Raw genomic sequence first — 23,937 nt, 5'->3', positions numbered from 1 at the left:
TCCATTCAGACCGCCGCCACTTGCTGCTGAAAAACCTCACTGCTGGCGAACACCAGCGCCGTCCCATATGTCTCAAAGGCGGGACTGCCGGTACTCGTATCAGCTGATCTTGGAGCGGTGCTGGGCGAACAGGCGGTGGCGCTGATGGTCCTCCTGTCCGAGGAATGCCTTGAAGTCCCCCAGCCGGAAATCGACCTCACCGTTCGAACGCGTACTTGAGACAAGCTCGAAGTCGTGGCTGAGGTGCACAAGACGGCGCTCCACTTCTGGCTGATCCAGCGGTGTCCCGTCCACCGCCAGTTTGGCGACCAACTGCTCCACAGTCATCGGCCGTTTCTGGCTCCGCAGAGTCCTGTACACGGGGTCGAAGGCAACGTCTGTCCCCTCGACGAGGGTGCGCGGCTCGCCTTCCTTCAGGAGAGCATTCCTGATCGCCGCCCCGAGCGCTCTAGCAACCGGAGGAGGGAAGGCGTTGCCGATCTGCCGGTACTTGGAGGTCTTGCGGCCGAGAAACTCCCATTCAGCGAAGTCCTTGCCGTACCAGCCCTGGATTCGGGCGACCATCTCAACAGTCAGCATCGGGTATTTTGCACCCTTGACCCTTGGGTTGGTAGGGCCGGGTGGATCGTCAGCCACCCCCTTGGCATCGACGCCCATCGCTTCCCACGCCGCCTTCGCGCGGGTCGGTCCGAGGTCTGCACCGCCGTGCTTCTTGGATCCTCCGACGATGGTTGGGGCGATGCCGTTGGCTCGCTTGACCCAAGCTTCAACCTGTTCTGCGCTCCAGTCGCCTTGGGCTATCAATTCCCGGAGCAGCTCGCCGACTGTGGGAGGACTTTCGGCGTGCGGAGTCGGCCAGTGGAAGTACTCGGCGTACTCCGGCTGCAGGGCGACCAGGACGAAACGGGGACGAAGCTGGGAAACCCCGAATTGGTCGGCTTGGAGCAACCGCCACTCGGCGATGTAACCGTATTCGCTAAGCCGGTCGAGAACGTGCTGCCGATAGGCTGTGAACCGGTTGCCGCTCAGTCCCTTAACGTTCTCCAGCAGGAGTGCCTTTGGCTTCATCCGGCCACAAAGCTCAACCGCCCAGGCAAAAAGATCGCGCTCGTCGCTAGCCCCTAGCTGCTTGCCTGCGATGCTGAACGGCGGGCAGGGGACGCCGCCGGCCAGCAGGTCCACCTCTTTATATTCATCTGGGTTCCAGACTCCAGGATCAGCAACATCGCCGATGCGAACTGTGTCATCGGCCTCCTTCTCCTTGTACCCCAGAACTTTGACGAGGTTATGGCGAAGGGTGCGGGCCGCGTTTTCGTCCAGTTCTACTGCCAAGCGATGCCGGAAGCCGGCGCGCTCCAATCCGAGGGACTGGCCGCCTGCCCCGGCGCAGATCTCGACGACCTCGAGCGGCCTAGCCCCGGATGGTCCGGACAAGTTGTTCTCCCTCCAAAAGCCCTAGAAACCTGGAAGCGGCCTACGCTGCCTCCAGTTCACAGGAATCAGACGTTCGACCCAATCCAGTTCCTGGAGCAGTACGTTCCGCAGTCGGCAGCGCACCTGGCCCGGCGAGACTGAGGATGGCGTGGAAGTCTACGACCTCAGAAGACCAGCTAGCGCCCTGTACTGCGGATCTGCTGTATTTCAGTCGTCGAGCACAGAACGGATTTCAGCGCGGGCGTCCGCAGGCAGCCGACGGTATGCGGCCCAAACCCGGTCGAGTGGGGTGGAAACGCGACGGTTGCGCTCGATCCAGCGGGCAAGTCGTCTCCGGTCGGCCGGGTCGAGGGTGCGCATGTCAGCCGCGACCTCGTCTGCCCGAGCCAGCGTGCCGTTGGAGCCTGCACGGCAGCGCTTGCACTCGGTGAGCGACAGTACTTGCTCACGGCCGTCCGGAAAGACAGTGGTGCGCCGGGTGACCGACAGGACCGCGGTCTGGTTGGGGTCGTCGGGGTACTCCTCGCCGCCGGAGATTCCGCAGACCGTGCAGATGAAGTCGTCACGCTCCATGACCGCTCTGGCGGCTTTGGCTGACAGTGCGTTCCGGGGGCCGACAGCGCGCCTTGCCTCGCGGTCCCAGACAGCTGCTCCCGCTTTGACGAAACGCTGCTCCTCGGCTGTGAGGCTCGCGTCCTCAGTGTTGGCCAGGATGCTCCAGCCGTACTTGCGGAGGTCCCGCACCCGTCGATCGATCTGCGACACGCCGGGGAAAGCCGCCCGCAACTGCTCCTTGGTGAAGGTGTTGCCCTCCCCTACTTCCTGCACGAGCCAGAGGGCAGCCTTGACCATGCTGCCGGCCTTGAAATCCGGGTCGTCCCAGGCAGGTGTCTTCATTCTGTCCTCCCCCTCCGCCAGGGCTGGCTGCGCAGACTGGCGCCGACGGCCGCCGATGCCCGCTAGGTACCGCGATACTTGTAGCGATCGCTAGGCTTGGAGCTCTGGAGGGACTCTATTCATGGTTGCGAGTTTCGGCATCCCGCCCGAGGGCGAGAAGATCAGGGCGATCGTTCAGGAGCGGCTGAAGCAGGCGATGGCCGAGGACGGGGCCAAGGTGACTGTGGACTGGCGGGATGCCGGGCAGCGGCATCTCTACGTGATCGATATGCCACTCGGCATGCTGTACTTCAACCCGGACACCCACCGCGTCCGAGCCCAGCGCACCCTCGACCCCGAACGTAACCGGGTCCTTGAGGAGAAGCCCTGGAGTGAGGACGCCCAGGACTACCTCCGCTATCTGCTGAGCCGTGACCCTAAGGATCCCAACAAGACCGACCCGGAGTACGCTGCGCTCCTCGACGAGCTGGAGGAGTTCGGCCAGCGCGATCCCGGAATTATCAGTCCGAACGGAATCCTCGTCGACGGCAACACCCGCTGTGCTGCGCTTCGGGAGCTGGGGAAAGAGTACATCCGCGTCGGCGTCCTGCCTGACGACACCACCCGGCAGGACATCAACCGGGTTGAGCTGGCTCTGCAGCTGCGACGGGACAAGCGCCGCGACTACTCCTACATCAACCGGCTCATCGCCGTTGAAGAGGAGCTTGCCGCAGGACGGAAGCCGGAAGACGTCGCCCGAGCGTTCAACATCAAACTTCCCACCCTCCAGCGGGACCGGTGGGTCTACGAGCTGATCAACGATGCTATCGACCGCAGCCGGACCAGCAGCGGGGCCCGCCTCCGTCTCGTGGACTTCGAAGACCACCAGGAGAAGCTCCGGGAACTTGCGCGCGACTACGCTAACCTGGCCGCGACAGACCCCGATGCCGCCGAACGGCTCAAGGAAGCGCGTCTCGCGATGGTAGTCCTCAACCTCCCGAAGACGACTCTCCGTCTCGCCGAGGCAGATTTCTACGAGCGCTACCTCGAACAGCGGCTCCCCGACTCACTGCGCCCAGCTGCAGAAGGGAGCAGCTCCCTTGCCGTACCCGGACTGGAAGACGTCGTCATCCCCGACGACTCAGCCGATGTCAAAGCCGTACGCTCCCTGACTGACAAGCTGCTGCAAGCAGACGCAGCGAGGAGGTCGGCAGACAAGCTCCCCCAAGAGGAGGTCTCTGCCGCGAACTCTGTATTCGCAGAGGCCGACGACGTGTTCGAGACGGCGACCGTCCTTGCCGGCAAGGCCAACCAGCTGCGCAAGCGGCAGGCTGCTGTTCCGGAACGGGTGACGGACGCAGCGGACTACATCGACCAGTGCGCCGCAGAGTTCGCCGAGGCGAAAGCCAAGCGAGCTCTGGACGAGGACGCCTTCGACGACGCCCTCATCACTCTGCGCGACAGCTTGGCGCGCTTGGCCAAGCAAGCAGGCCGGACGTTCTCCTCTCCAGGCGACGGCGTGGAGTGGCTGCTTGACGCGACGAGGGAACGGTGACCTCCGAAGGTGCTACCGGGCCGAGCTTGGAGATCGGCTTCGGGGATGATGCAACCACGGCTCGGCTGCGGGCGCGCAAGGACCGCCGGGCGGAATTGCGGCGACTTGCCCTGCGGTTCCAGAGCGGTGTCCAGCGCACCGCCAGCACCCTCGATGTCGAAATCGACGACTTGCTCGTCAATCTACGTGCCCTCGCTGCGTGGCCCGAGCCCAAGACCGTGGTGTGGGACCGGCAGTTGGCCATCCTCACAAGGGACTCGGCTCAGGATGCCCAGAGAGTTGCCAGGAGGCTCGATTCTGCGAGCACAGTCGAGGCAGAGGTAGACCTCGGGGCCGTCGACGAGCTCTTGGGACCCGGCTGGACAGGTAGCCTCACGCCCTTCCAGCGACGCGACATCGCCAAGTTGCTGTCCCTCCGCCATGGCGCAAATTTCTCAGTGCCCGGTGCGGGCAAAACCCGGGTTGGTCTCGCTGTCTTCCAAGCCCTGCGCCGTCAAAGCAGCGTTGAGCGTCTACTTATCGTCGGCCCCAAGTCCTGTTACGAATCCTGGCTGTACGAGAACGAAGAATGTCTCGACGAGCCGCTGCGGATGACCGTGTACGACAGGTTCGCTGACCCCTCAGCCGACGCATTGATCATCAATTACGAACGGCTTGACCGCGCCGCCAATGACCTCGGTCCCTGGCTCTCAGCTCGCCCCTCCCTGCTGCTGCTGGACGAAGCCCACCGGATGAAGGCCGGCGCCCGCGGCGTCTACGGATCAGCGTGCCTGGCTCTCGCCCCACGCGCCCGGCACAGGCTCATACTGACCGGCACACCCGCTCCCAACGGCGCTAAGGACCTGGAGAATCTATTTGGTTTCGTCTGGCCCGGCTACGGCCGCCAGCAGGTAATCCAAGCTGTCGGAGGCGGCGACCTCGCCAAGGCAAGCCAGGTCCTCCGCCCGCTGTTCGTCCGTACTACCAAGCGCGAGCTGGGACTTCCTCCGGTCACCACGAAGATCCGGACGCTCGGCATGCCGCCGCTGCACGAGGAGATCTACAAGGCCCTTCTCGGCAGCTTCTCCGCACGGGCCGCAGGATCGGAGGCCGACTTCCTGGCATGGGGAAGGATCGCGGTCTATCTGCTGATGGCCGCTACCAGCCCTGCCCTGCTGTCTGTGGGCACTACCCGCTATGAGCCGTTGGCATACCAGGTCCCGCCCCTCCCGATACCGCAAGGGACGCCGCTGGCTGATCTGATGCGGGATCTGCCGAGCTACGAGTTCTCCCCCAAGTACCTCGAAGCTCTGAAGATCGTCGCAGCCAACGCCGCCAGCGGACGCAAAACCCTGGTTTGGTCCACATTCATCCGCAGTCTCAACACCCTCGAACGCATACTCAAAGAATTCCGGCCAGAAGTGGTCCACGGCGGCACAGAAGACCGCGAGGCAGCGATCGCCCGCTTCCGCTACGACCCCGACTGCATGGTCCTGCTGTCGAACCCTGCCACCCTCGGCGAGGGCATCAGCCTTCACCGCCACTGCCACGATGCGGTCTACATCGACCGGGATTTCGCCGCCGGACGATTCCTCCAGAGCCTCGACCGGATCCACCGCCTCGGCCTGGCGCCCGACGCTGAGACCCACATTACTGTCCTGGCCTCCAAAGAGACCATCGACGAAGTCGTGGACTTCCGGCTGGGACAGAAGCTCCAGTTCATGGGGACCGTCTTGGACGACCCGGCCGTGCAGCAGCTCTCCGACCTAGAGGAGGAACCCGCCGTCGGAGGCGGTCTCGACCAGGCCGACCTCCAAGTCCTGCTGGGCCACCTTCATGCCCGTGCCGCCTGAGCCCGTGCTCAGGGCAGCCGTCCGCTGGATGGAAAAACTGCCTGTCAGCGGTCGGGCGCGGTGCCAGGCGCTGTTTACCACCCATGCGGAATACAGCGACATCGGCCCCCACCAGTACGACGCTGCGTACATGTGGCTGCAGAAATCTGGACTCCTGCAGGCCTTGGACACCGCTCTACCGGCTGCGCAGCGTGTCTTCCACGCCGCCCTGCTGACCGGCAGGCCTGCATGGCTTCCGGACGCTGACCTCCTCGTGCGCGAGCCGGCGGAGCTGCCTGCCGACGCTGTACGTGCGGCCGAAGCACTCGGACTCAGCGACCTGCAGGCATACCAGGAAGTCCATGCCGTCTGGGGGAAGGTGGACGCTGCAGAGCGTTCACGGCTCGGCGCTGCCGGTGAAGCCGCCCTAGCAGACCTGCTCGCGTCCTCGACGATGGCGCGCGTTGAGCATGTCGCCGCCCACTCAGACGGGTACGGTTACGACATTGCCCTCCACGCCGGCCGGTGCAGCCTGCATATCGAGGTCAAGGCCACTGTGCGACGCAACCGCCTGGTGTTCTTCCTGTCCCGCCGCGAGTACGAAACGATGCGGCATGATCCCTGCTGGCAACTTGTCATGGTCCGGCTGACGGATCAGCTCGAGATCGACGCAGTCTGCTCTCTAGCCAGCGCTTGGATCGCAGCGCAGGTCCCCAGCGACCGGGGGCTGCACGGGCGTTGGGAGTCGTGCCGCATCGAAATTCCCCCTGGAGGGGCGGCCAAAGGAATCCCGCGACTCGCACCCGTCCTTCGCCAGGAAGCCGCGTCTTTGCTGCTGGGGAAGTAACGAGCACTGCTCTTCACAGGGAACGACGGCGAGACTGAACCGCTTCACAGACCGCACGGGCGCAATGACCGGCCCCCTCGTGCTCCCAGAAACGGAGGACAAGCCATCCGGCTTCAGCAAGGAGCGCGTCCGTTTCCCTATCGCGCTCTACGTTGCGACTGATCTTCGTCCGCCAATAGTCCGGATTGGTCTTAGGTGCCACGAAATGATCCGGGCAGCCGTGCCAAAAACAGCCGTCGACGAAGACAGCGACCCGGGTCGGCCGGAAAACCAAGTCGGCAGTTCTGCGTATCCCTGGGAGCGGCTTGGCGGCCACGCGGTAACGCAGGCCCGCGGCATGCACAAGCGATCGGATCGCCAGCTCTGGAGATGTGTCACGGCTCCGGTTGCCCAACATGCTTCGCCGGTTCGCGGCTGACGACGCCCACGAGCCGTCCGGAGGCCGCCACCCCCCAGCGTTCGACGTGCCCCCCTCGGACACGATCTCACTCCCCTCTCGCGGCAACAGCCCGGGCCCACATCTCTTCGAACTCACGCCGACTGATCACATGGGGCTGGAACTCCTCTTGGGCCGCGATCCCCGCGACGGTGCCGACAGGCACCTCCGAAAGGCCGGTGGCTCCCGTCTCTCGATGCCCGTCGGCATACTCCAGCCGCCCGTCGGGAAACAACTCGACCTTTCGGGTCTCATAGCCGTCGTCGCCGACCTCGCTGTACACCTCAACAGGCTCATCATCAAAGCTATGGAGCCATTCGACCTTCATGTGCCAAGCCACTCGTTCACCCCCCAGCAGACGATCCTCCCCTCGAGCGCCAGCGGCTCCCGTCCGGGGACCAGGATGACATGCCTCCTGCACAGGACCAGCTCAAGTCCTGTTACATCCACTTCAATGTAGTGGGTGAAGCGCGACGACAGCCAGGGGACTCTCACGAAGCACCGGGCCAACTGGGCGGCGGACATCGTCCCGGGGTGCACATCGGAAAGGTACTGCCCGTCCCCGTAGCGAGCGTCTTTCGGGTTCCCGTCCTTTAGGGAGGGGAGCAGGCAGCGGCTTTCAAGAATGCTGCGCTGCCCTTGCTCGTCAGTGTAGTGCCACAGTCTTGCAGGCATACCTTATCACCCGCCGCGGGTCCGGAAGCATGGATCTCTGCATGCGCAACACCATCAAGGCGCAACTCGGGGAGTCAACTAGTTCGAGGCGCTGAAATATTTCATAGGAGCAGTGCGCCGGTCATCTCTGATGCTTCGAACGGAAGGTACTCGGGCGCATTCCCCGCCGCCGGGTCGAAGGCGCGCAGGAAACGCTGGCTAGCGTCCCCGCCGGTCCAGTTCCATGTGAAATAAAATGAAATTCGGACACCCGGGGCGGAAATTCTGCCCAGGCTGGACTGATCCTTGTCCTTCCGTATAGTCTGTCCGTGGTCGTGGGTTCGTCGTGAAGCGAGAAAGAAAGGCTCTTGCGGAATGCAGGAACGGAAGCTGCCCGTGCAAGTTCCCTCCGAGCAGACCCGCATGGTCGCCGATCTCCTTGCCAGGTCTAGGTTCCGTCAGAACCTCATCGCAAGGCGCAGCAGCGAAATCGCGGCGGCCTACAAGAATATCCGCCCCGACCTTCCCGTCCGCCTCAGCGAGTCCACCATCAGCCGCATGAAGACGGGCAGCGACCTCAAGAAGATGGACGGAGGAAATCTCACGCTTCTTCATCTGACGCTCGCCCGCCTCGTGCGGACCGGGGACGAAGGAGAACCGGACCTCCTTCGGGATCTGCGCGCCGCAATCTCGTTTGCTGAGAAGGTACTGGATCTCGCTTCGGAGTCCGAGAAGCCGAGGGGGAGCTCATACAACCCGAATGATCCGCGACACTACCGGGCAAGCGATCTTTTCGGCGATCACGGAGTCGACCTGCTTGAGCAGGCACTTGAGAGGAAAGACGCAGGCTCTTTTAGGAAGCTCGCCGTACTTCAGCAACTGTCAGGCAACTCCGATGATGCTCGATTCTGGAACCACTGCGCCTCTGAAGCAGACCCTGCGATGCAGTCATCGGACGGCATAAATGATGCCACGGCAGCCCAGGAAGCGTTCCGTTCAGGCCGCCAGTACCTCTACAGCGGGCAGGGGGGTGCTGCCGAGATCTATCTGACTCTTGCGGCGAGCAAGGGCCACGCAGACGCTGCTTATGTCATGGGCGATCTTTTCGAGACTCGAGGATGCGTCCAGGAAGCGCGACAGTGGTTTTCTGTGGCGAAAAGCTATGGGCATAGTAATGCCGATGCGAGGTTGTCTTCTCCGGCGCTCCAGTGAGCTCTTTTCAGCCGACTCGGCGTGGGTGCTGATCACAGGTTGGGCAACCGGCCCGGAACGTGGTGAAGCCCCTGGTAGATGGGTTGCTTGCTGCAGACCCCGCACCTGCCAGAGGCTCGTATGTTGTTTTACCGTGCTGCGCTGTCGTTGTCGCCCCGGACGCTGAACTGCCTGGCCGGAGTGGCTGCGTCGGCACCGCCGCCGGTCGGCTCCCGCCGACGGGCGCTGACCTGCGGCCGTCAGGCGCTGCTGGTCCTGGTGCACCTGCGCACCGGTGCTCCGTTCACACAGGCCGGAGCGGGTTTTGCGGTCTCGACGTCCACCGCCTGGCGGTACGTGCACGAGGCCGTGGACCTGCCGGCCGTCCGCGCCCCGAAGCTGGACCGGGCACTGCGCGCCGCACGCGAACCAGGCGAGCGGGCCTTGTTCCTGGACGGCACCCTCATCCCCATCGACCGGGTGGCCGCCGAGCGCCCGTTCTTTTCCGGCAGGCACCGTCGGCACCGGATGAACCTGCAGGTCCTGGCCACCCTGAACGGTCGGCTGATATGGGTGTCGGGGGCGTTGCCCGGCAGCGTGCACGACCTGCGGGCCGCCCGGATCTGGGACATCCCGTGGGCAGTGGCACGAGCCGGGCTGCTCACCCTGGCCGACAAGGGCTACCGCGGCGCGGGCGAACCGGTGCTGACCCCCTGCAAGGGCCGCGCCAAGCCCGAGGTCCTCAAGGACGCCAACCGCGCCCACGCCCGGCTGCGCAGTCCCGGCGAGCGGGCCATCGCCCAGCTGAAGACCTGGCGCATCCTGCGCCAGCTGCGCTGCTGCCCACACCGCACCGGCCACATTGCCAAGGCCGTCCTCGTGCTCCAGGCCCGCGAGACCCACGCGTACTGAAAAAGGCTCACTCTCGCCGAGGTGTGCGCCGAGATCAAAATTTCGCGTTCGACGTTCTATGAGTGGCGCGCCAAGGGTAGCGCCCCGAAGTGCTACAAAATTGACAACGGCGAACTTCGCGTCAGTCGAGAAGACCTCGACGAGTGGTGGAACCAGCGAAGGAACGCCGCTTGATGGAGAACATCACCTACGACGTCCGCATCCATAAAATGGAGGTGTACAAGGGGAATAAGATCACCACGTACACCGTCCGATGGAAGACCGGCCCCAAGCCGTGGAAAGAGCCCTTTCGTAAGTACGCGCAAGCCCTCAGCTTCGAGGCCGAGCTTCGGTCGGCACCCGCAAGGCGCGAGGCGTTCGACGTGACGACGGGTCGCCTGGTGGCGTGGGGACGGACTGCCACGGAGATGTCTTGGTATGACTTCTGTGTGTCCTACGTGGACATGAAGTGGAAGGGCGCTTCCGGGAAGCACCGTGCGGACACCGCATGGGCGCTTGTCACCGTCATGCCGGCCATGCTCGCTAGCGAGCATGGCAAGCCGGACGACAAGAAGATGCGCACGGCGCTGCGACGGTGGGCGTTCAACAGCAAGAACCGCGTGGACTGCCCGGACGACGCTGCCCAGATCCTCAAGTGGCTGTCGCGGAACACCAAGCCGGTATCGGCGCTGTCCGACCCCAAAGTGATGCGCGCCGTTCTCGACCGCGCCGCGCCGCTGCTTGACGGGTCGCTCGCCGCGCCCTCGACCATCCAGCGCAACCGCGCGATTCTCCACAACGCATGCGAATACGCGATGGAGCTGAACATGCTCACCCGTAACCCCATCAAGGCCATCAAGTGGAAGGCTCCGAAAGCCTCGCCCGAGGTCGACCGTCGCTCGGTCGTCAACCACGGTCAGACGCGGCGTCTGCTGCAAGCGCTTCAGGAACAGAGCCCGAGCGGCCTGCGGCTCGCCGCGTTCTTCGCGGTGCTCTACTACGCCGGTCTACGTCCCGAAGAGGCCGTCAACCTGCGACGCGAGAACATCACCCTTCCGCCTCTGGTCTGGAACGACCAGACCGAGAAGTGGGAGGAACCGGAGGACGACTGGGGAGAACTGCACTTCTGTACCGCCGCACCCGAGGTCGGAGTGGACCGACGACGGCGCCCGCCGCGAAGTGCGACGCCTCAAGGGCCGCGGTGAAGGGGAGTGGCGCCGGGTACCGGTGGCGCCGCCGCTGACCCGCATTCTGCGGCGGCATCTGGAGACGTTCGGCACCGGCCCCGGTGGGCGCGTGTTCAGGGGCGTCCGCGGTGGCGAGCTGGCCACGGTCACCTACCGCCGCGTGTGGGACCGTGCGCGCCTGGCCGCGCTGTCGGACGCCGAATACGCCTCACCGCTCGCCAAGCGCCCATACGACCTGCGCCACGCGTGCGTGTCCACATGGCTCAACGGCGGCGTACCGGCTACCCAGGTCGCCGAGTGGGTCGGCCGCAGCGTCGAGGTCCTGCTACGGGTCTACGCGAAGTGCATCGAAGGGCAGGACGAAGCGGCCAAACGCTGCATTGAACAGGCCCTACGGGACGACTGACTTCGGCACGTATTCGGCATAGGCGGCCGTTGAGGGCCGGTGACGGTCGGACACGGCCGGACAGACGAGAGAAGCGCCCGGACCTGTTTTCCCAGGTCGGGCGCTTCTTTTCGCTGGTGAAGAGTGTGGGCAGGGGCGGGGTCGAACCGCCGACCTTCCGCTTTTCAGGCGGACGCTCGTACCGACTGAGCTACCTGCCCAGGACGCACGCGATCGGCGCGTCTGGCGGTCCTGACGGGATTTGAACCCGCGGCCTCCACCTTGACAGGGTGGCGAGCACTCCTAGCTGCTCCACAGGACCTTGTGGCGTCGAGTCTAGCTGACTCGGGGTGTGCGTTGTCCGGTCTGGCCTTGGGCCTCTCGTTCGCGGCGACATGGAAGAGCTTACGGGATGGGTGTGGGTGGTGCCAACTCGGTTAACGGGGGTCCGGTCACAGGCGTTGGGCCCCGCGATGCCAGGCCAGGGCGCGGCGTTCGACGGTCAGGAACGCCGTGTTCAGCGCCAGTCCGAGGGCGCCCAGCAGGACGATTCCGGTCCACACGCCGGGGATGTCGGTGGTGCTCTGGGCCAGCATCTGCAGGTAGCCGATGCCGTTGACGGAGCCGACCAGTTCGGAGATCACCATCAGGATCAGCGCGGTGGACAGGCTCAGCCGGAGACCCGCGAAGATCTTGGGGGCGGCGGCCGGGAGGATGATCCGGGTGACGCGGGTGGTGCGCGTCAGGCGGAAGGCGCGGGCCGTCTCCAGCTGGAGCGGGTCGACGTGGCGGGCTCCGTCGAGGGAGTTCAGCAGGACGGGCCACACGACGCCGAACACGATCGTCGCCAGCTGCATCCGGGTGCCGATCTCGAAGAGCACGATGAAGACCGGGACCAGGGCGGGCGGCGGGATCGCGCGGAAGAAGTGGACGAGCGGGGCCAGGTGGTCCGACAGGCGTTCGGAGCGGCCCGCGGCCAGGCCGAGGGCGATGCCGAGGACGCAGGCCAGCGTCCATCCCGTCAGCAGGCGGGCGAGGCTCGGGAGGATGTTGCCGGTCGCCTGCTCGGTGAGGAACAGGTGCGAGGCGGGGCCCGAGAACCAGTCGGTCCGCATCCGGGACAGGATCCGGGTCGGGGGAGGGAAGAACGCGTTCCCGGCCTGGCGGGTCGCGAGTTCCCAGAGGGCGAAGGCCAGCGGGAGGGACAGGAACCGCAGCATCACGCCACCTCGGTTCGGGCTCGGTGCCAGCGGAACAGGCGGTGTTCGGCCAGGGCCAGGGCGCCGTTGCCGAGCAGGCCGAGGGCGCCCGCCCACACCGTCGCCGCGAGCATCAGCTCCACGCGGTCGGAGCTTCCGGCGTTGGTGATGAACGTGCCGATGCCCGGCGAGCCCCCGGCCAGCAGTTCGGCGCTCACCGCGACGATCAGCGCGATGGCCGCCGACAGCCGCACCCCGGTCGCGATGAACGGGGCCGTGCTCGGCAGCGACACCCGCAGCAGCACCGGGACGGGGCCGAAGCCGAAGGAGGAGAGCGTCTCCTTGGCCACCGGGTCCACCTCGCGCAGCCCGTACACGGTGTTGATCAGCACCGGCCAGCAGGACGCGTAGACGATCACCGAGGTCTTCATGTCGAGGGCGTCGGGGAACAGCAGCATCGCCAGCGGGATGATCGCCACCGCCGGGATCGGCCGCAGGAACTCCAGCACCGGCCGGGCCACCGCCTCGACCCGGGGCAGCGCGCCCAGCAGCAGCCCCAGGGGCAGGGCGGCCGCCACCGCCAGCGCCAGGCCGAGCAGCCAGGCGGTGACGGTGGCGCGCACGTCGGTCAGGAACGCGGTGTCCCCGGCGAGCCGCCCGGCCTCGGCGAGGACCACCGAGACGGGCGGCAGGGGCAGTCCGCTCCGGGACGTCAGCTCGGCCACGACGAGGAACGCCGCGGCCCCCTGGACGCCGCGGCGGGTCCGCGCGATCGCGCTCACCGCGGCTGCGCCACCAGCATCGACGCGATGTCCGGCGTCCTGCTCAGGTAGCCGAACTCCCGCATCAGGGCGGCGACCCGCTCCAGCCGCGCGGCGTCCAGCGTCGCGGGGAAGGAGCCGAGGGTGATGGCGGCGGCGGTCTCGGCGGGGATCCGCGTGTAGGCCGGGATGGCCTTGACCACCTCGTCGCGGTCGGCGGCGACCCTGAGGGCCTTGCCGATGGCGCGCTGGAACGCCGCCACCGTCTTCGGGTTCCTCTCGGCGAACCGGGCGGTGCCGCCCCAGCCCGCGATCGGGAAGTCCCGGGTGGGGCCGGTGACCAGGTCCGCGAGCCGGCGGGCCCCGTGCTCGTTCTGGACGCCGGTGACGAACGGCTCCACCGCCGCGACCGCGTCGACCGAGCCCTGCCTGAGGGCCGCGCCCATGCCGGCCAGCGGGATCGGCGTGACGGTGACGTCCCGGGCCGGGTCGAGCCCGGCGGTCCTGAGGCGGACGGCCAGCAGCAGGTCGGTGACGCTCCGGACGGCGGGCACGGCGATCTTCTTGCCCCGCAGGTCCGCCGGGGTCGCGATCCTGGAGTCCTTCCCGGTGAGCAGCGCGAACGAGTTGCTGGTGCCCTGGTAGGAGTCGGCGACCAGCTTGAAGCTGATCGCCCCCTTGTCCTGGGCGGTGAACGTCGACACGTAGTTCAGCAGCGCCAGGTCCATGGAGCCGTTGAGCAGCATCGGCGTCGCCTCGGGGGAGGCCTTGATGGGCTTGGCCCTGACGGTCAGTCCCTCCTCCCTGAAGAAGCCCCTCTGCTGGGCGATCTGGAGGGGAGCGGAGTCGGGGACGGGCACCACGCCGACGTTCAGGACGGGTTTCTCCAGTCCCCTGGGGTTGGGGGCGCCGGTCTCTCCGGGCCCGCCGCAGGCGGTGAGGGTGAGTGCCACGGCGGCGACGGAGGCCACGCGGACGAGAGATCGTCTCATCGGGTTCCTCGGGTTCTTCGCTGGACGGTGGACGAAGACGGCCGCCAGCGTAGCGCCGGCGTCGGGAGCCATGATCATTTAGAGTCCGGCCGGGCGGGCGTCCGGGATCTCGGGCAGGATGGGCGACGCCAGGTAACGGGGTGGTCGCGGTCCGGTACCGGAACGGTGGTCGGCTTCCCCGGGGGATGGCGCAATAAGCACTTATTTCGCTTCTGTAGCCTTCTGTTCCTGCTCTGTCCGGGCCGACGCCAACGAAGCGCGGCCACGGCGAGCGCCGTCCGGAACGGGCGGCGCGAATGCGAGAAAGGCAGTACATGGCTGAACCAACCTCCGGAGAGGGGTACCAGCGGGGACTCGGCACCCGGCAGATCCAGATGCTGGCCATCGGCGGCACGATCGGCACCGGGCTGTTCCTGGGCGCGGGCAAGAACATCGCCAAGGCCGGGCCGAGCCTGATCCTCACCTACGCCATCGCCGGGCTGATGCTGTTCTTCGTCATGCGGGCGCTGGGCGAGCTGCTGACCTACCGGCAGGCCGAGGGCGGGTTCGCCGGGTACGCCCGGGAGTTCCTCGGCCCGTTCTGGGGTTACGCCACCACCTGGACGTACTGGATCATCTGGGTGACCACCGGCATGGCGGAGCTGACCGCGGCCGGGGCCTACATCCAACGATGGTTCCCGCACTTCGAGGTGTGGAAGACGGCGCTGATAGCGCTGGTGATCCTGTTCGTGGTCAACCTGATCTCGGTGAAGCTCTTCGGCGAGCTGGAGTTCTGGTTCGCCATGATCAAGGTCGCCGCGATCGTCGCGATGATCCTGATCGGGGTCGGCGTGCTGGCGTTCGGGTTCGGGGACGTCGGCGACACCGCGGCCGTCAGCAACCTGTGGCAGCACGACGGCTTCTTCCCCGAGGGCGTCAGCCCGATGGTGATGACCCTGCAGATGGTGCTGTTCGCCTACCTGGGCGTCGAGCTGGTCGGTGTGACCGCCGCCGAGGCCAGGGACCCGGAGAAGAACATCCCGCGCGCCATCAACGCCCTGCCGATCCGGTTCGCGCTGTTCTACCTCGGCTCGCTGCTGGTGATCCTGTCGGTGGTGCCGTGGACCGAGTTCAAGGGCGGCGCGAGCCCGTTCGTGCTGGCCTTCGACAAGATCGGCATCCCGTACGGCGCGGACATCGTCAACTTCGTGGTGCTGACCGCCGCGCTGTCGTCGTGCAACGCCGGCGGCCTGTACTCCACCTCCCGGATGCTGCGCACCGCGGGCGTCAACGGCGACGGCCCCAAGGCCCTGACCCGGCTGAACGAGCGCGGCGTCCCGGTCCTCACCGTCGTGATCTCCGCGCTGGTCATGGGCCTGGGCGTGATCGTGAACATCTTCGTCCCGGAGAAGGCGTTCGAGTACATCACCTCGGTCTCCACCGGTGGCGCGATCATGGTGTGGACGGTGATCCTGGTCGCGCACCAGGGCTACCGCCGCAAGGTCCGCAAGGGTGAGCTGCCCGCCTCGGACTACCGGATGCCGGGCGCGCCGTTCACGACCTGGATGGTGCTGGCGTTCTTCGCGTTCGTCACGGTGACGATCGCGTGGGAGCACGACACCCGCATCGCGCTGTACGTGACGGCGATCTGGGTGGTGCTGATCGTGGCGGCGTGGCCGGTGGTCCGGCGCAACTCGCGCCGGGCCGAGGCGGCGGCCGCCGTGGCCGACCCCGTCAAGAGCTGACCGGCCGGCGGCCCGATGACGGATCCCTCCGTCATCGGGCCGTCGCCGTGCTCAGGCGGCGCCGGCGATCCGCCCGTTCCGCAGCTCGACCCGCGATCCCACGAACCCGCTGCGGAACCGCCGGTCGTGCGACACCACCAGCAGCGCCCCCCGGTAGTCGCGCAGCGCCTCCTCCAGCTCCTCGATGAGGGCCAGCGAGAGGTGGTTGGTGGGCTCGTCGAGGATCAGCAGGTCCGCCGGGCGGGTCACCAGCCGCGCCAGCTCCAGCCGCCGCCGCTGCCCGACCGACAGCCCCGACGCGGGCTTGGCCAGGTCCTCCTGCCGGAACAATCCGAGCGCCAGCAGCGCGTCGGCGTGGTCCTCGGCGGGGCCGGGCAGCCCCTCGGCGAACGTCGCCAGCACGCCGCGCCGCGACCGTTCGGGCGGGAGCTCCTGCCGCAGGTACCCGATCCGCCGGGGCCGCCGTACCTTCCCGTGGTCCTGCGCCAGGTCCCCGGCCAGCACCCGCAGCAACGTGGTCTTGCCCGCGCCGTTCGGCCCGGTCAGCAGCATCCGCTCGCCGGGCGGCAGCGTGAACGACTCCACGTCCAGCCGTCCGGCCACCTTCACCTGGGACAGTTCGGCGGTCAGCCCGTCGCCCTTGCCGCCCTCGACGCGCGCGGCGAACCGCAGCGGGTCCGGCGGCCGGGGCACCGGGTGGGCGCGCAGCCGTTCCAGGCGTTCCCGCGCGTTGCGGACCAGCGCCGACACGCCGTGGTCGTGGGAGCGGCGGTGCTTGGAGAACCGCTCCTCGCGGCTCGGCGGCCGCAGCGCGTCCAGCCGCCGCGCGCCGGACTCGGCCAGCCCGGTCTGCCGGTCGATCTCGGCGAGCCACTCGGCGTGGTCCTGCTCCCAGCGGCGGCGGGCGGCGGCGCGGGCCGTCAGGTAGCCCTCCCAGCCGTCGCCGTAGCGGGTGACGGCGTGCCGGTCCCGGTCCACCTCCAGGATCGCGGTGGCGAACCCCTCCAGGAACGCCCGGTCGTGCGTGACGGCGACGACGGTCCCGCGATGGGTCCGCAGCCGTTCCTCCAGCCACGCCACCGCCCGGTCGTCGAGGTGGTTGGTGGGCTCGTCGAGCAGCAGCAGCTCGGGCGCGGCGGCCAGCACGGTCGCCAGCCCCAGCCGGGACTGCTCGCCGCCCGACAGCGACCCCAGCGCGCGGTCGCGGGTGAGGTGGGAGATCCCGAGGGCGTCCATCGCGGCGTCCACCCGCGCGTCGGCCTCGTAGCCGCCGCGCGCCTCGTAGCCGGCGAGCAGGTCGCCGTATTCGGCCATGTTCCCCTCGTGGAGGTCGGCCTCCAGCTCGCGCATGCGCCGTTCGACGGCGCGCAGGTCGGCCAGCGCGTGGTCGATCGCGTCGGCGACGGTCAGGCCGGGATCCAGCCCGAGCGTCTGCCCGAGGTGCCCGACGCCGCCGGGCGCGACGACGGCGACCTCGCCGGTGTCGGGCTCCTCCACGCCGGACAGCAGGCGGAGCAGGGTGGACTTGCCCGAGCCGTTCTCGCCGATGACGGCGACCTTCTCGCAGGGACGGACGGTGAACGACACCTGGTCGAGGACGGCGCGGCCCTCGTAGGCCTTGGCGACGTCCTTGACGGTGAGCTGGAACGTTGTCGAACGCGGGCGGCTGGTCATGCGACCACCTCCGGAAAAGAGCGCGGGTCCGTACGGGACCGGGGATCGGCAGGGATCCGCACGCCGGGACGGAGCACCACGGGTCGCGCGAAACGGCGGACCCGGAAAGAAGGGAAGAGACCCGGCGGCGGGGCGGAACGTGTGGCGATCAGGCGCGGCGGCGAGAGCGCACGCGCGTGTCTCGACCGTGCGGCGGCGGCGTCAGAGCACCGCGGCGGCGCGGGAGATTACAGAAACCACACCCCGGTCACGAAGAACCTGCCGGAACCACTCATGGGGCCCATGGTAGCGTCGCGCCCCCGAACGCGCCTGTGACGGTCGTCATAGTGGGATGATCCGTCCGGGCGGTCCGGGACCGTCGTTTTATCGTGAGACCAGTCGCGCCCCCCACGCCGGCGGGCCGTTCCCTGGGCGGAGGCGCAGGTGACCGAGCGGAACCCGACCCCGCGCCGTCTCGGCGCCCGCATCGAGGCCCGCATCGAGGCGCGCCTGGGCGGCCTGGAGGACCTTCCGCTGCCCACCCCGCTGGAGCTGCGCGTCCGCTGGGTGCTGCTGGCGGTGGTCGTGATCGCGAACGTCGGCGGGGCCCTGGTGGTGCTGTCGTTCGCGACGTTCGTGGTGCCCGACCCGCCGCTCGGCGACCCCGCGTACGTCGAGCACGTCCACCGCGTCAACGCGATCGCGTTCTTCAGCTACCCCGTCGTCGCGGGACCGGTCGCGCTGTGGCTGGGCCTGCGCCTGTGGCGGCCGGTGGTGCGGCTGGCCCGCGAGGGCGGCGTCCCCGACCGGGAGCAGCGCGGCGCCGTGCTGCTCGGTCCCCTGCGGCTGACGCTGCTGCTGGGCGTGATGTGGGCGGTCGGCGCGGCCGGCTGGGCCGTGCTGGACGCGACGCTGTTCACCGCCCGGCTGGCCGTCAAGACCGGCCTGACCTGCCTGCTCGGCGCGATGACCACCTGCACGCTGGTGTACCTGATGTCGGAGCGGCTGCTGCGCCCGGCCGCCGCGCTCGTGCTGGCCACCCAGCCGCCGCGCCGGATCCGGCTGCCCGGCATCACCGCCCGCGTCATGCTCGCCTGGGCGCTGGGCACCGCGATCCCGGTGGTCGGGGTGGTCGGCGTGGGGATCGCCGCACTGGTCACGCCGATCCCGGGCGGCCAGCTGGCGTTCACCATGATCGGCCTGGGCGGGATCGCGCTGCTGGCCGGCGCGGTGATCACCTATCTGGCGACCCGCGCCATCGCCGACCCGATCAAGACGGTGCGGACCGGGATGGCCCGCGTGGCGCGCGGCGACCTGGCCGCCGAGACCGAGGTCTACGACGCCAGCGAGGTCGGGCAGTTGCAGGCCGGGTTCAACGACATGGTCGCGGGGCTGCGGCGGTCCGAACGGCTGCGCGACCTGTTCGGCCGCCATGTGGGGGAGGAGGTCGCCGACCTGGCGCTGGAGGGCGGCGACATCGAGCTGGGCGGCGAGACCCGCGAGGTGGCGGTGCTGTTCGTGGACCTGGCCGGGTCCACCCGGCTCGCCGAGACCCGCACGCCCGACCAGGTGGTGGCGCTGCTCAACGCGTTCTTCGGCGTGGTCGTCGCGGTCGTGGCCCGGCACGGCGGCTGGATCAACAAGTTCGAGGGCGACGCCGCGCTGGCGATCTTCGGTGCGCCGACCGCGCTGGAGGACTCGGCGGGCGGCGCGCTCGGCGCGGCCCGCGAGACGGCGCTGCGGCTGCGCGCCGGGGTGGCGGAGCTGGACTTCGGCGTCGGGGTGTCGGCGGGCGAGGTCGTCGCCGGGTACATCGGGGCCGAGCAGCGCTTCGAGTACACCGTCATCGGCGACCCGGTGAACGAGGCCGCCCGCCTCAGCGACATGGCCAAGACGTTCGACGGCCGCGTGCTGGCGTCCGGGACCGTGCTGGAGGCGGCCCACCTCGCCGAGGCCCAGCACTGGGACCTCGGGAGATCGGTCACGCTGCGGGGCCGCCGCGGGCCGACCCGGCTGGCCACGCCGCGCCCGCCCGCCGTCCCCGACCGGGAACGCCGGCGTCTCCTGCCCCGCCCGCCCCGGGTGCTCCGCCGCCGCCCGACCGCTCCGGAGGACCCGCAAACGCTCGGATAACGACCACAGAAGGTCATTTCGAATCCACGCTGCGCCATGTCGGCGTTACGCGCGCGTTACCCACTGCCTCAAGGGTGAGGAGTGGACGCCCCCCCAGTCACGAGAGGTGCCAATGCTCCGACGGCTCGCCCCCGGCCTCACCGCGTTCACCGCCACCACCGCCCTCGTCGTCCTCGTCCCGGCCGACGCCCCCGCCGTGGCCGCCCCCGAGGCGCGCAAGGCCTCCCCGCGCGTCACGAACGTCGCCCACCGCGGCGCGTCGTCCGGCGCGCCGGAGAACACCCTGGCGGCGTTCCGGCTGGCCCGCTCCCAACGCGCCGACATGTTCGAGCTGGACGTGCAGCAGACCAAGGACGGCAAGCTGGTCCTGATGCACGACACGACGCTGCGCCGCACCACCGACGTGGAGCGGCGCTACCCGCGCCGTTCCCCCTGGCGGGTCCGCGACTTCACGCTCGCCGAGATCCGCAGGCTGGACGCGGGGTCCTGGTTCTCCCGCCGCTACCGGGGCGAACGCGTGCCGACGCTCGGCGAGGCGCTGACGGCCATGCGCGACAGCGGCCTCGGCCTGCTGCTGGAGATCAAGGCCCCGCACCTGTACCCGGGCATCGAGCGCCGCGTCGCCTCCGAACTGGTGCGCAACAGCTCCTGGCTGCGCCCCGACCCGAGGGAACGGCACCTGGTCGTCCAGTCGTTCGACCGGTCGTCCGTGCGCCGCTTCCACCGGCTGCTCCCCACGGTCCCCACCGGCCTGCTCGCCGCCCCCAGGACCAGCGAGCTCAAGGAGCTGTCCAAGTTCACCGACCAGATCAACCCGCCCTACAAGAGCGTCACCGCCGCCTACGTGAAGCAGATCCACCGCCACGGCATGGACGTCTTCACCTGGACCGTCGACGACCCCGCCAAGATGCGGCGCGCGGTGGGGCTGGGCGTGGACGGTGTGATCACCAACCGCCCCGCGGTGCTGTACGGGGTGCTGCGCGAACGCTCCACCCTGCTGGACGGGGTGCTGCGGCGGGGCGACGCGGCCTGACCCGGCCTGACCGGGGCGGACCCGGCTTGACGGCCCCGTGGCGGGGCGCGCTCCCCTCCGGAAGGTTTCTTTGCCGCCTCTTGTGCGGGGAGCGCCCCTTCCCCCACCGGTGATCGACCCACCGGATGGTTACCTCGCCTGCGGGAGGTCGGGTGACCAGACGGCGATCATGGTCCATACGGGTGCGGATGACCCTCGGGGCGGCGGTCATCGCCACGCTGGTCTGCCTCGGGGTGTCGGCGCTCGCGCTGCTGTCGGTGCGCGGGCAGGCCGCCGACTACGAGCACGAGCAGACCGTCGCGGACGCGCTGCACGTCGTCCACCTGATCAAACGCGACCGGCTGCCGTCGCGGCTGGACGAGCGCGACTCCAGCGCGCTCCAGGTCCTCGACGCGCGCGGCGCCGTCGTCGCCGCCACGCGGTCGCTGGCCGGACGGGCGCCGATGGCCACGTTCCGTCCCGACGAGCAGAGCGTGCAGACCTCCCGCGTGCTGTGCCCGCCCGCGGGGCTGTCGGGCTGCATGAACGTGGTGTCGTCCCGCGTCTACCAGTCCGACGGCGACTGGACCGTCTACGCCGCCGACTCCACGGTGCCCTGGTACGTCTCGCCGCACCTGTGCGCGTTCCTGCTGCTGGTGTCGGTGATGGCGGTCGCGGTGACGGCGGCGCACACCTGGCGGACGGTGGGCCGCACCCTGGGCCCGGTGGACGCGATCCGCGCCGAGCTCGCCGAGATCACCGCGACCGACTCGGGCCGCCGGGTCCCGGTCCCGCCGGGCCGCGACGAGCTCCGCCAGCTCGCCGTGACCGTCAACGCCACCCTGGACCGGCTCGACTCCGCCCTGGAACGCCAGCGCCGCTTCACCTCCGACGCCTCCCACGACCTGCGCAGCCCCATCACCGCCGCCCGGGTCTGCATCGAGGAGGCGCTGCTGTACCCCGGGGAGGCCGACTGGCCAGCCGTCGCGGGCACCACCCTGACCTGCCTGGACCGTCTCCAGGCGATCGTGGACGACCTGCTGGAACTGGCCCGCCTGGACGCCGACGCCGACGCCGCGTCCCCCGCCACGCCCGTGGACCTCTCCGCCCTGGTCGGGACCGAGCTGGGCCGCGGCCCCCGGCGGCACCCGGTCCACCCGCACCTGACGCCCGGCACGACCGTGCGCGGCGACCGGCTGCGCCTGGCCCGGCTGCTGACGAACCTGCTCGACAACGCCGAACGCCACGCCGAGTCCCGCATCGACGTCACCGTCCGCAAGCTGGAGGGCACGGCCGTGCTGGAGGTCCTGGACGACGGCCCGGGCATCGCCCCCGAGCACCGCGAACTGGTCTTCCAGCGCTTCGCCCGCCTGGCCGACGCCCGCGAACGCGACGCGGGCGGCACCGGCCTCGGCCTGCCCATCGCCCGCCAGATCGCCCGGTCCCACGGCGGCACCCTGGGCGTCGAGGACAGCCCCGGGGGAGCCCGCTTCGTCCTGCGCCTGCCGCTCGTTCAGGGACGGGTCAGCCGGTAGCCGTCGCCCTCCTGGCGCAGCAGGTACGGGCCGGCGGCCCACGCCTCGCCCGGCACGGTTGTGCTCTTCCCGGTCCGCAGGTCGTGGACCAGCGACGACGCGTCGTCGAGGTCCTGGTGGACGGCGCTGAACACCACGACGTGCTCGCCCACGGTGACCCGCCCCAGATACGCGTCGTCACCGCCGTGCGGCAGGCCCCGGACCTCGCGCCGCGACGGCCGGGAGGAGAGCGACCGGACGGTGAGCACGTTCCGGTCCGCCCACGCGAGCGTGTCCGGACCGGCCCCGAACCCGGCCGACGGCTCGCGGCCGTCCGGCAGCGTGATCGTCGTCTGCCGCCCGCTGACCACGTCCACCTGCCGCATCGTCCGCCCCGACCGCACGTAGGCGTGCGGGAAGGAGAACGCCGCCAGCGTCCCCTTCACCGAGAGGTCCCGTACCGCGCCGGCGCAGCCGAGGCTGGTGGCCGGCGCCTTCCGGTCGGCGTCCCACCACACGACCGCGTCCCCGTCGGAGTAGAAGCGGTCGCGCCCGTCCCATCCCGGACGCAGCGTGGTGACCTCGCCCCCTCCCGGCGGCAGGCACCGCAGCCTCGTTCCGTCCGGCCACACGTACGCGGCCCTGCCGGCGGCCATCGTCCACAGGTACGGCAACGAGTCGGGCCCCGTGTCGGCGACCCGCCGCGCCGCGCGGCCGGGCCCGGCGACCCACACGCCGCGCTGCGTGACGCGGACCCGTTCGGCGTCCACGGTCGCGGGGACGCCCAGCACCGAGCCGTCACTGCCGAGCGCCATCGCCCGCAGCCGCTGCCCGCCCGGCAGCGCCCGCGAGATCACCGTGTCGCGCGCGGGCGTCACGGCCGTGGCGGGGGACGTGCGCGATCCCGAGCCCGCCGTCAGCACCACGGCGGGCACCAGGGCCGTGGCGGCGGCCCCGGCGGCCGCGCCCAGCAGCGCCACGCGCCGCCGCCGCCTCCGGCGGTCCCGCGCGGCCGTCACGACCCGCCCGTGAAGACCGGGCGGCGGAGCGCCCCCGATCCGGGCCAGCCGCTCGGCGACCCGGCGCTCGATCTCATCCATGAGCCTCCTCCTCGCGCGTGCCGGAACGTTGCGGGGGAGGGGCCGCGGCCGCGCGCAGCTTGGCCAGCGCCCGCGCGGCCTGGCTGCGGACCGTCCCGGCCGAGCAGCCGAGCACCGCCGCGATCTCGGCGTCGGGCAACTGGTCGAGATAGCGCAGCACCAGCACCGCCCGCATCCGGGGCGGCAGCCCCGCCAGCGCCGCGTCGAACGCGGCGTCCCCGGTCACCCGGTCCAGCCCGGCGTCCTCCACGGGCCGTTCGGGCACGTCGGCGGTGAGGTGCTCGCGGCCCCGGCCGCGGCGCCGGTTGGCCCAGATCCGCACCATCGCGGTGCGGACATAGCCCTCCGGGTCGTGCCGGCGACGCACCCGCCACCAGGCCGCGCCGGTGCGCGCGAGCGCCTCCTGCACCAGGTCCTCGGCGTCGTGCCGGTCCCCGGTCAGCACGCACGCGTACCGGAACAGCGCGGCCAGCCGGTGCTCGACGAACTCCTCGAACGCCCCGAGATCAGCCTGCGGCACGGTGGACCTCCCACATCCAGGGACACACCAGGTGTCCACCGTGCTGCACGCGTGGCGGAAAA

General features: G+C 69.2%; 22 protein-coding genes, 2 tRNA genes and 1 pseudogene. 12 read left to right on the top strand and 13 right to left on the bottom strand.

The genetic code is table 11. The annotated features are described in order from the left end of the window. Positions 1–99: 99 nt before the first annotated feature. Positions 100–1,434, bottom strand: a complete 1,335-nt coding sequence (locus HNR61_RS07675; RefSeq protein ID WP_182842436.1) for a DNA cytosine methyltransferase — start codon at positions 1,432–1,434, stop codon at positions 100–102. 207 nt (positions 1,435–1,641) lie between these two features. After that, positions 1,642–2,331: a KpnI family restriction enzyme N-terminal domain-containing protein gene (locus HNR61_RS07670; protein ID WP_182842435.1), complete on the bottom strand. Its 690-nt coding sequence runs from the start codon at positions 2,329–2,331 to the stop codon at positions 1,642–1,644. Between the two features lie 121 nt (positions 2,332–2,452). Between HNR61_RS07670 and HNR61_RS07665 the strand changes: the two genes are divergently transcribed. From HNR61_RS07665 to HNR61_RS49075, 3 genes are read left to right on the top strand one after another with little or no spacing between them, the layout of a single operon-like run. Next, a complete protein-coding gene (locus tag HNR61_RS07665; RefSeq protein WP_182842434.1) occupies positions 2,453–3,865 on the top strand; it encodes a ParB/RepB/Spo0J family partition protein in 1,413 nt (470 codons plus the stop codon). Between the two features lie 26 nt (positions 3,866–3,891). Then, a complete protein-coding gene (locus HNR61_RS07660; RefSeq protein WP_246442350.1) occupies positions 3,892–5,697 on the top strand; it encodes a DEAD/DEAH box helicase in 1,806 nt (601 codons plus the stop codon). Continuing rightward, positions 5,687–6,523, top strand: a complete 837-nt coding sequence (locus HNR61_RS49075) for a protein NO VEIN domain-containing protein (protein WP_182842432.1) — start codon at positions 5,687–5,689, stop codon at positions 6,521–6,523. Before HNR61_RS07660 ends, HNR61_RS49075 begins: the two co-directional genes overlap by 11 nt. A gap of 13 nt (positions 6,524–6,536) precedes the next feature. Here the strand turns inward: HNR61_RS49075 and HNR61_RS07650 are convergent, their stop codons facing one another. From HNR61_RS07650 to HNR61_RS50420, 3 genes are read right to left on the bottom strand one after another with little or no spacing between them, the layout of a single operon-like run. Next, complete coding sequence (locus HNR61_RS07650; protein ID WP_312897805.1) at positions 6,537–7,004, bottom strand: very short patch repair endonuclease; 468 nt, start codon at positions 7,002–7,004, stop codon at positions 6,537–6,539. Positions 7,005–7,008: 4 nt separating this feature from the next. Continuing rightward, the gene (locus tag HNR61_RS07645; RefSeq protein WP_182842430.1) at positions 7,009–7,287 is read right to left on the bottom strand and encodes a DUF6881 domain-containing protein; all 279 of its coding nucleotides are present in this window, start codon (positions 7,285–7,287) and stop codon (positions 7,009–7,011) included. Then, the gene (locus HNR61_RS50420) at positions 7,284–7,634 is read right to left on the bottom strand and encodes an HYD1 signature containing ADP-ribosyltransferase family protein (RefSeq protein ID WP_182842429.1); all 351 of its coding nucleotides are present in this window, start codon (positions 7,632–7,634) and stop codon (positions 7,284–7,286) included. The genes HNR61_RS07645 and HNR61_RS50420 overlap by 4 nt, the downstream gene beginning before the upstream one ends. A gap of 402 nt (positions 7,635–8,036) precedes the next feature. Between HNR61_RS50420 and HNR61_RS07635 the strand changes: the two genes are divergently transcribed. The 5 genes and pseudogenes from HNR61_RS07635 to HNR61_RS47395 all read left to right on the top strand — a co-directional run bounded on the left by HNR61_RS07635 (position 8,037) and on the right by HNR61_RS47395 (position 11,288). Next, on the top strand, positions 8,037–8,825 hold the full coding sequence (locus HNR61_RS07635) for an SEL1-like repeat protein (protein ID WP_182842428.1): 789 nt from the start codon (positions 8,037–8,039) through the stop codon (positions 8,823–8,825). A 120-nt stretch (positions 8,826–8,945) separates the two neighbouring features. Then, positions 8,946–9,716: a transposase family protein gene (locus tag HNR61_RS07630; RefSeq protein ID WP_182842427.1), complete on the top strand. Its 771-nt coding sequence runs from the start codon at positions 8,946–8,948 to the stop codon at positions 9,714–9,716. A gap of 18 nt (positions 9,717–9,734) precedes the next feature. Further along, positions 9,735–9,890 (top strand): annotated as a pseudogene (locus tag HNR61_RS47405) (helix-turn-helix transcriptional regulator); the annotation flags it as partial. Beyond that, positions 9,890–10,900, top strand: a complete 1,011-nt coding sequence (locus tag HNR61_RS47400) for a tyrosine-type recombinase/integrase (RefSeq protein ID WP_246442349.1) — start codon at positions 9,890–9,892, stop codon at positions 10,898–10,900. The pseudogene HNR61_RS47405 and the gene HNR61_RS47400, both read left to right, overlap by 1 nt. A gap of 22 nt (positions 10,901–10,922) precedes the next feature. Beyond that, a complete protein-coding gene (locus HNR61_RS47395) occupies positions 10,923–11,288 on the top strand; it encodes a site-specific integrase (RefSeq protein ID WP_246442347.1) in 366 nt (121 codons plus the stop codon). A gap of 126 nt (positions 11,289–11,414) precedes the next feature. Here the strand turns inward: HNR61_RS47395 and HNR61_RS07615 are convergent. The 5 genes from HNR61_RS07615 to HNR61_RS07595 form a co-directional block, all read right to left on the bottom strand. Next, positions 11,415–11,488 (bottom strand) — tRNA-Phe (locus HNR61_RS07615). 23 nt (positions 11,489–11,511) lie between these two features. Next, positions 11,512–11,589 (bottom strand) — tRNA-Asp (locus HNR61_RS07610). A gap of 130 nt (positions 11,590–11,719) precedes the next feature. Further along, positions 11,720–12,487 (bottom strand): ABC transporter permease, encoded by a 768-nt coding sequence (locus HNR61_RS07605; RefSeq protein ID WP_182842425.1) that lies wholly within the window; start codon positions 12,485–12,487, stop codon positions 11,720–11,722. Next, entirely contained in the window at positions 12,487–13,248 is a 762-nt protein-coding gene (locus HNR61_RS07600) for an ABC transporter permease (RefSeq protein ID WP_182842424.1), read from the bottom strand. The genes HNR61_RS07605 and HNR61_RS07600 overlap by 1 nt, the downstream gene beginning before the upstream one ends. Next, complete coding sequence (locus HNR61_RS07595; protein WP_182842423.1) at positions 13,245–14,219, bottom strand: ABC transporter substrate-binding protein; 975 nt, start codon at positions 14,217–14,219, stop codon at positions 13,245–13,247. The genes HNR61_RS07600 and HNR61_RS07595 overlap by 4 nt, the downstream gene beginning before the upstream one ends. Positions 14,220–14,533: 314 nt before the next feature. Here HNR61_RS07595 and HNR61_RS07590 point away from each other — a divergent pair, with 314 nt between their 5' ends. Further along, entirely contained in the window at positions 14,534–15,943 is a 1,410-nt protein-coding gene (locus tag HNR61_RS07590) for an amino acid permease (protein ID WP_220509124.1), read from the top strand. Positions 15,944–15,994: 51 nt separating this feature from the next. Here HNR61_RS07590 and abc-f read toward each other — a convergent pair whose 3' ends face one another. Beyond that, the gene (abc-f, locus tag HNR61_RS07585; protein ID WP_182842421.1) at positions 15,995–17,617 is read right to left on the bottom strand and encodes a ribosomal protection-like ABC-F family protein; all 1,623 of its coding nucleotides are present in this window, start codon (positions 17,615–17,617) and stop codon (positions 15,995–15,997) included. Between the two features lie 423 nt (positions 17,618–18,040). Here abc-f and HNR61_RS07580 point away from each other — a divergent pair, with 423 nt between their 5' ends. From HNR61_RS07580 to HNR61_RS07570, 3 genes are all read left to right on the top strand, one after another. Further along, the gene (locus tag HNR61_RS07580; RefSeq protein ID WP_312897804.1) at positions 18,041–19,729 is read left to right on the top strand and encodes an adenylate/guanylate cyclase domain-containing protein; all 1,689 of its coding nucleotides are present in this window, start codon (positions 18,041–18,043) and stop codon (positions 19,727–19,729) included. Between the two features lie 112 nt (positions 19,730–19,841). Continuing rightward, positions 19,842–20,762, top strand: coding sequence for a glycerophosphodiester phosphodiesterase (locus HNR61_RS07575; protein WP_182842420.1), 921 nt, complete (start codon positions 19,842–19,844; stop codon positions 20,760–20,762). Positions 20,763–20,950: 188 nt separating this feature from the next. Continuing rightward, complete coding sequence (locus tag HNR61_RS07570; protein ID WP_182843161.1) at positions 20,951–22,276, top strand: sensor histidine kinase; 1,326 nt, start codon at positions 20,951–20,953, stop codon at positions 22,274–22,276. Here HNR61_RS07570 and HNR61_RS07565 read toward each other — a convergent pair. Further along, positions 22,255–23,355 (bottom strand): hypothetical protein, encoded by a 1,101-nt coding sequence (locus HNR61_RS07565; RefSeq protein WP_182842419.1) that lies wholly within the window; start codon positions 23,353–23,355, stop codon positions 22,255–22,257. The genes HNR61_RS07570 and HNR61_RS07565 overlap by 22 nt on opposite strands. Further along, a complete protein-coding gene (locus HNR61_RS07560) occupies positions 23,348–23,875 on the bottom strand; it encodes a SigE family RNA polymerase sigma factor (RefSeq protein ID WP_182842418.1) in 528 nt (175 codons plus the stop codon). Before HNR61_RS07560 ends, HNR61_RS07565 begins: the two co-directional genes overlap by 8 nt. Positions 23,876–23,937: the final 62 nt, after the last annotated feature.

The organism is Actinomadura kijaniata, assembly GCF_014138665.1.
Lineage (GTDB): Bacteria > Actinomycetota > Actinomycetes > Streptosporangiales > Streptosporangiaceae > Spirillospora > Spirillospora kijaniata.
The sequence above is the reverse complement of the archived record's forward strand: the minus strand, read 5'-3'. Positions and strand labels throughout refer to the sequence as shown.

Excerpts from the sequence above, each read along its gene's own strand:
- HNR61_RS07630 (WP_182842427.1), top strand. The coding sequence starts at position 8,946 with ATGTTGTTTTACCGTGCTGCGCTGTCGTTGTCGCCCCGGACGCTGAAC.
- HNR61_RS07590 (WP_220509124.1), top strand. The coding sequence starts at position 14,534 with ATGGCTGAACCAACCTCCGGAGAGGGGTACCAGCGGGGACTCGGCACC.
- HNR61_RS07645 (WP_182842430.1), bottom strand. The coding sequence starts at position 7,287 with ATGAAGGTCGAATGGCTCCATAGCTTTGATGATGAGCCTGTTGAGGTG.
- HNR61_RS07575 (WP_182842420.1), top strand. The coding sequence starts at position 19,842 with ATGCTCCGACGGCTCGCCCCCGGCCTCACCGCGTTCACCGCCACCACC.
- HNR61_RS07570 (WP_182843161.1), top strand. The coding sequence starts at position 20,951 with ATGACCCTCGGGGCGGCGGTCATCGCCACGCTGGTCTGCCTCGGGGTG.
- HNR61_RS07670 (WP_182842435.1), bottom strand. The coding sequence starts at position 2,331 with ATGAAGACACCTGCCTGGGACGACCCGGATTTCAAGGCCGGCAGCATG.
- HNR61_RS50420 (WP_182842429.1), bottom strand. The coding sequence starts at position 7,634 with ATGCCTGCAAGACTGTGGCACTACACTGACGAGCAAGGGCAGCGCAGC.
- HNR61_RS07565 (WP_182842419.1), bottom strand. The coding sequence starts at position 23,355 with ATGGATGAGATCGAGCGCCGGGTCGCCGAGCGGCTGGCCCGGATCGGG.
- HNR61_RS07635 (WP_182842428.1), top strand. The coding sequence starts at position 8,037 with ATGGTCGCCGATCTCCTTGCCAGGTCTAGGTTCCGTCAGAACCTCATC.
- HNR61_RS47400 (WP_246442349.1), top strand. The coding sequence starts at position 9,890 with ATGGAGAACATCACCTACGACGTCCGCATCCATAAAATGGAGGTGTAC.
- HNR61_RS07595 (WP_182842423.1), bottom strand. The coding sequence starts at position 14,219 with ATGAGACGATCTCTCGTCCGCGTGGCCTCCGTCGCCGCCGTGGCACTC.
- HNR61_RS07605 (WP_182842425.1), bottom strand. The coding sequence starts at position 12,487 with ATGCTGCGGTTCCTGTCCCTCCCGCTGGCCTTCGCCCTCTGGGAACTC.
- abc-f (WP_182842421.1), bottom strand. The coding sequence starts at position 17,617 with ATGACCAGCCGCCCGCGTTCGACAACGTTCCAGCTCACCGTCAAGGAC.
- HNR61_RS07665 (WP_182842434.1), top strand. The coding sequence starts at position 2,453 with ATGGTTGCGAGTTTCGGCATCCCGCCCGAGGGCGAGAAGATCAGGGCG.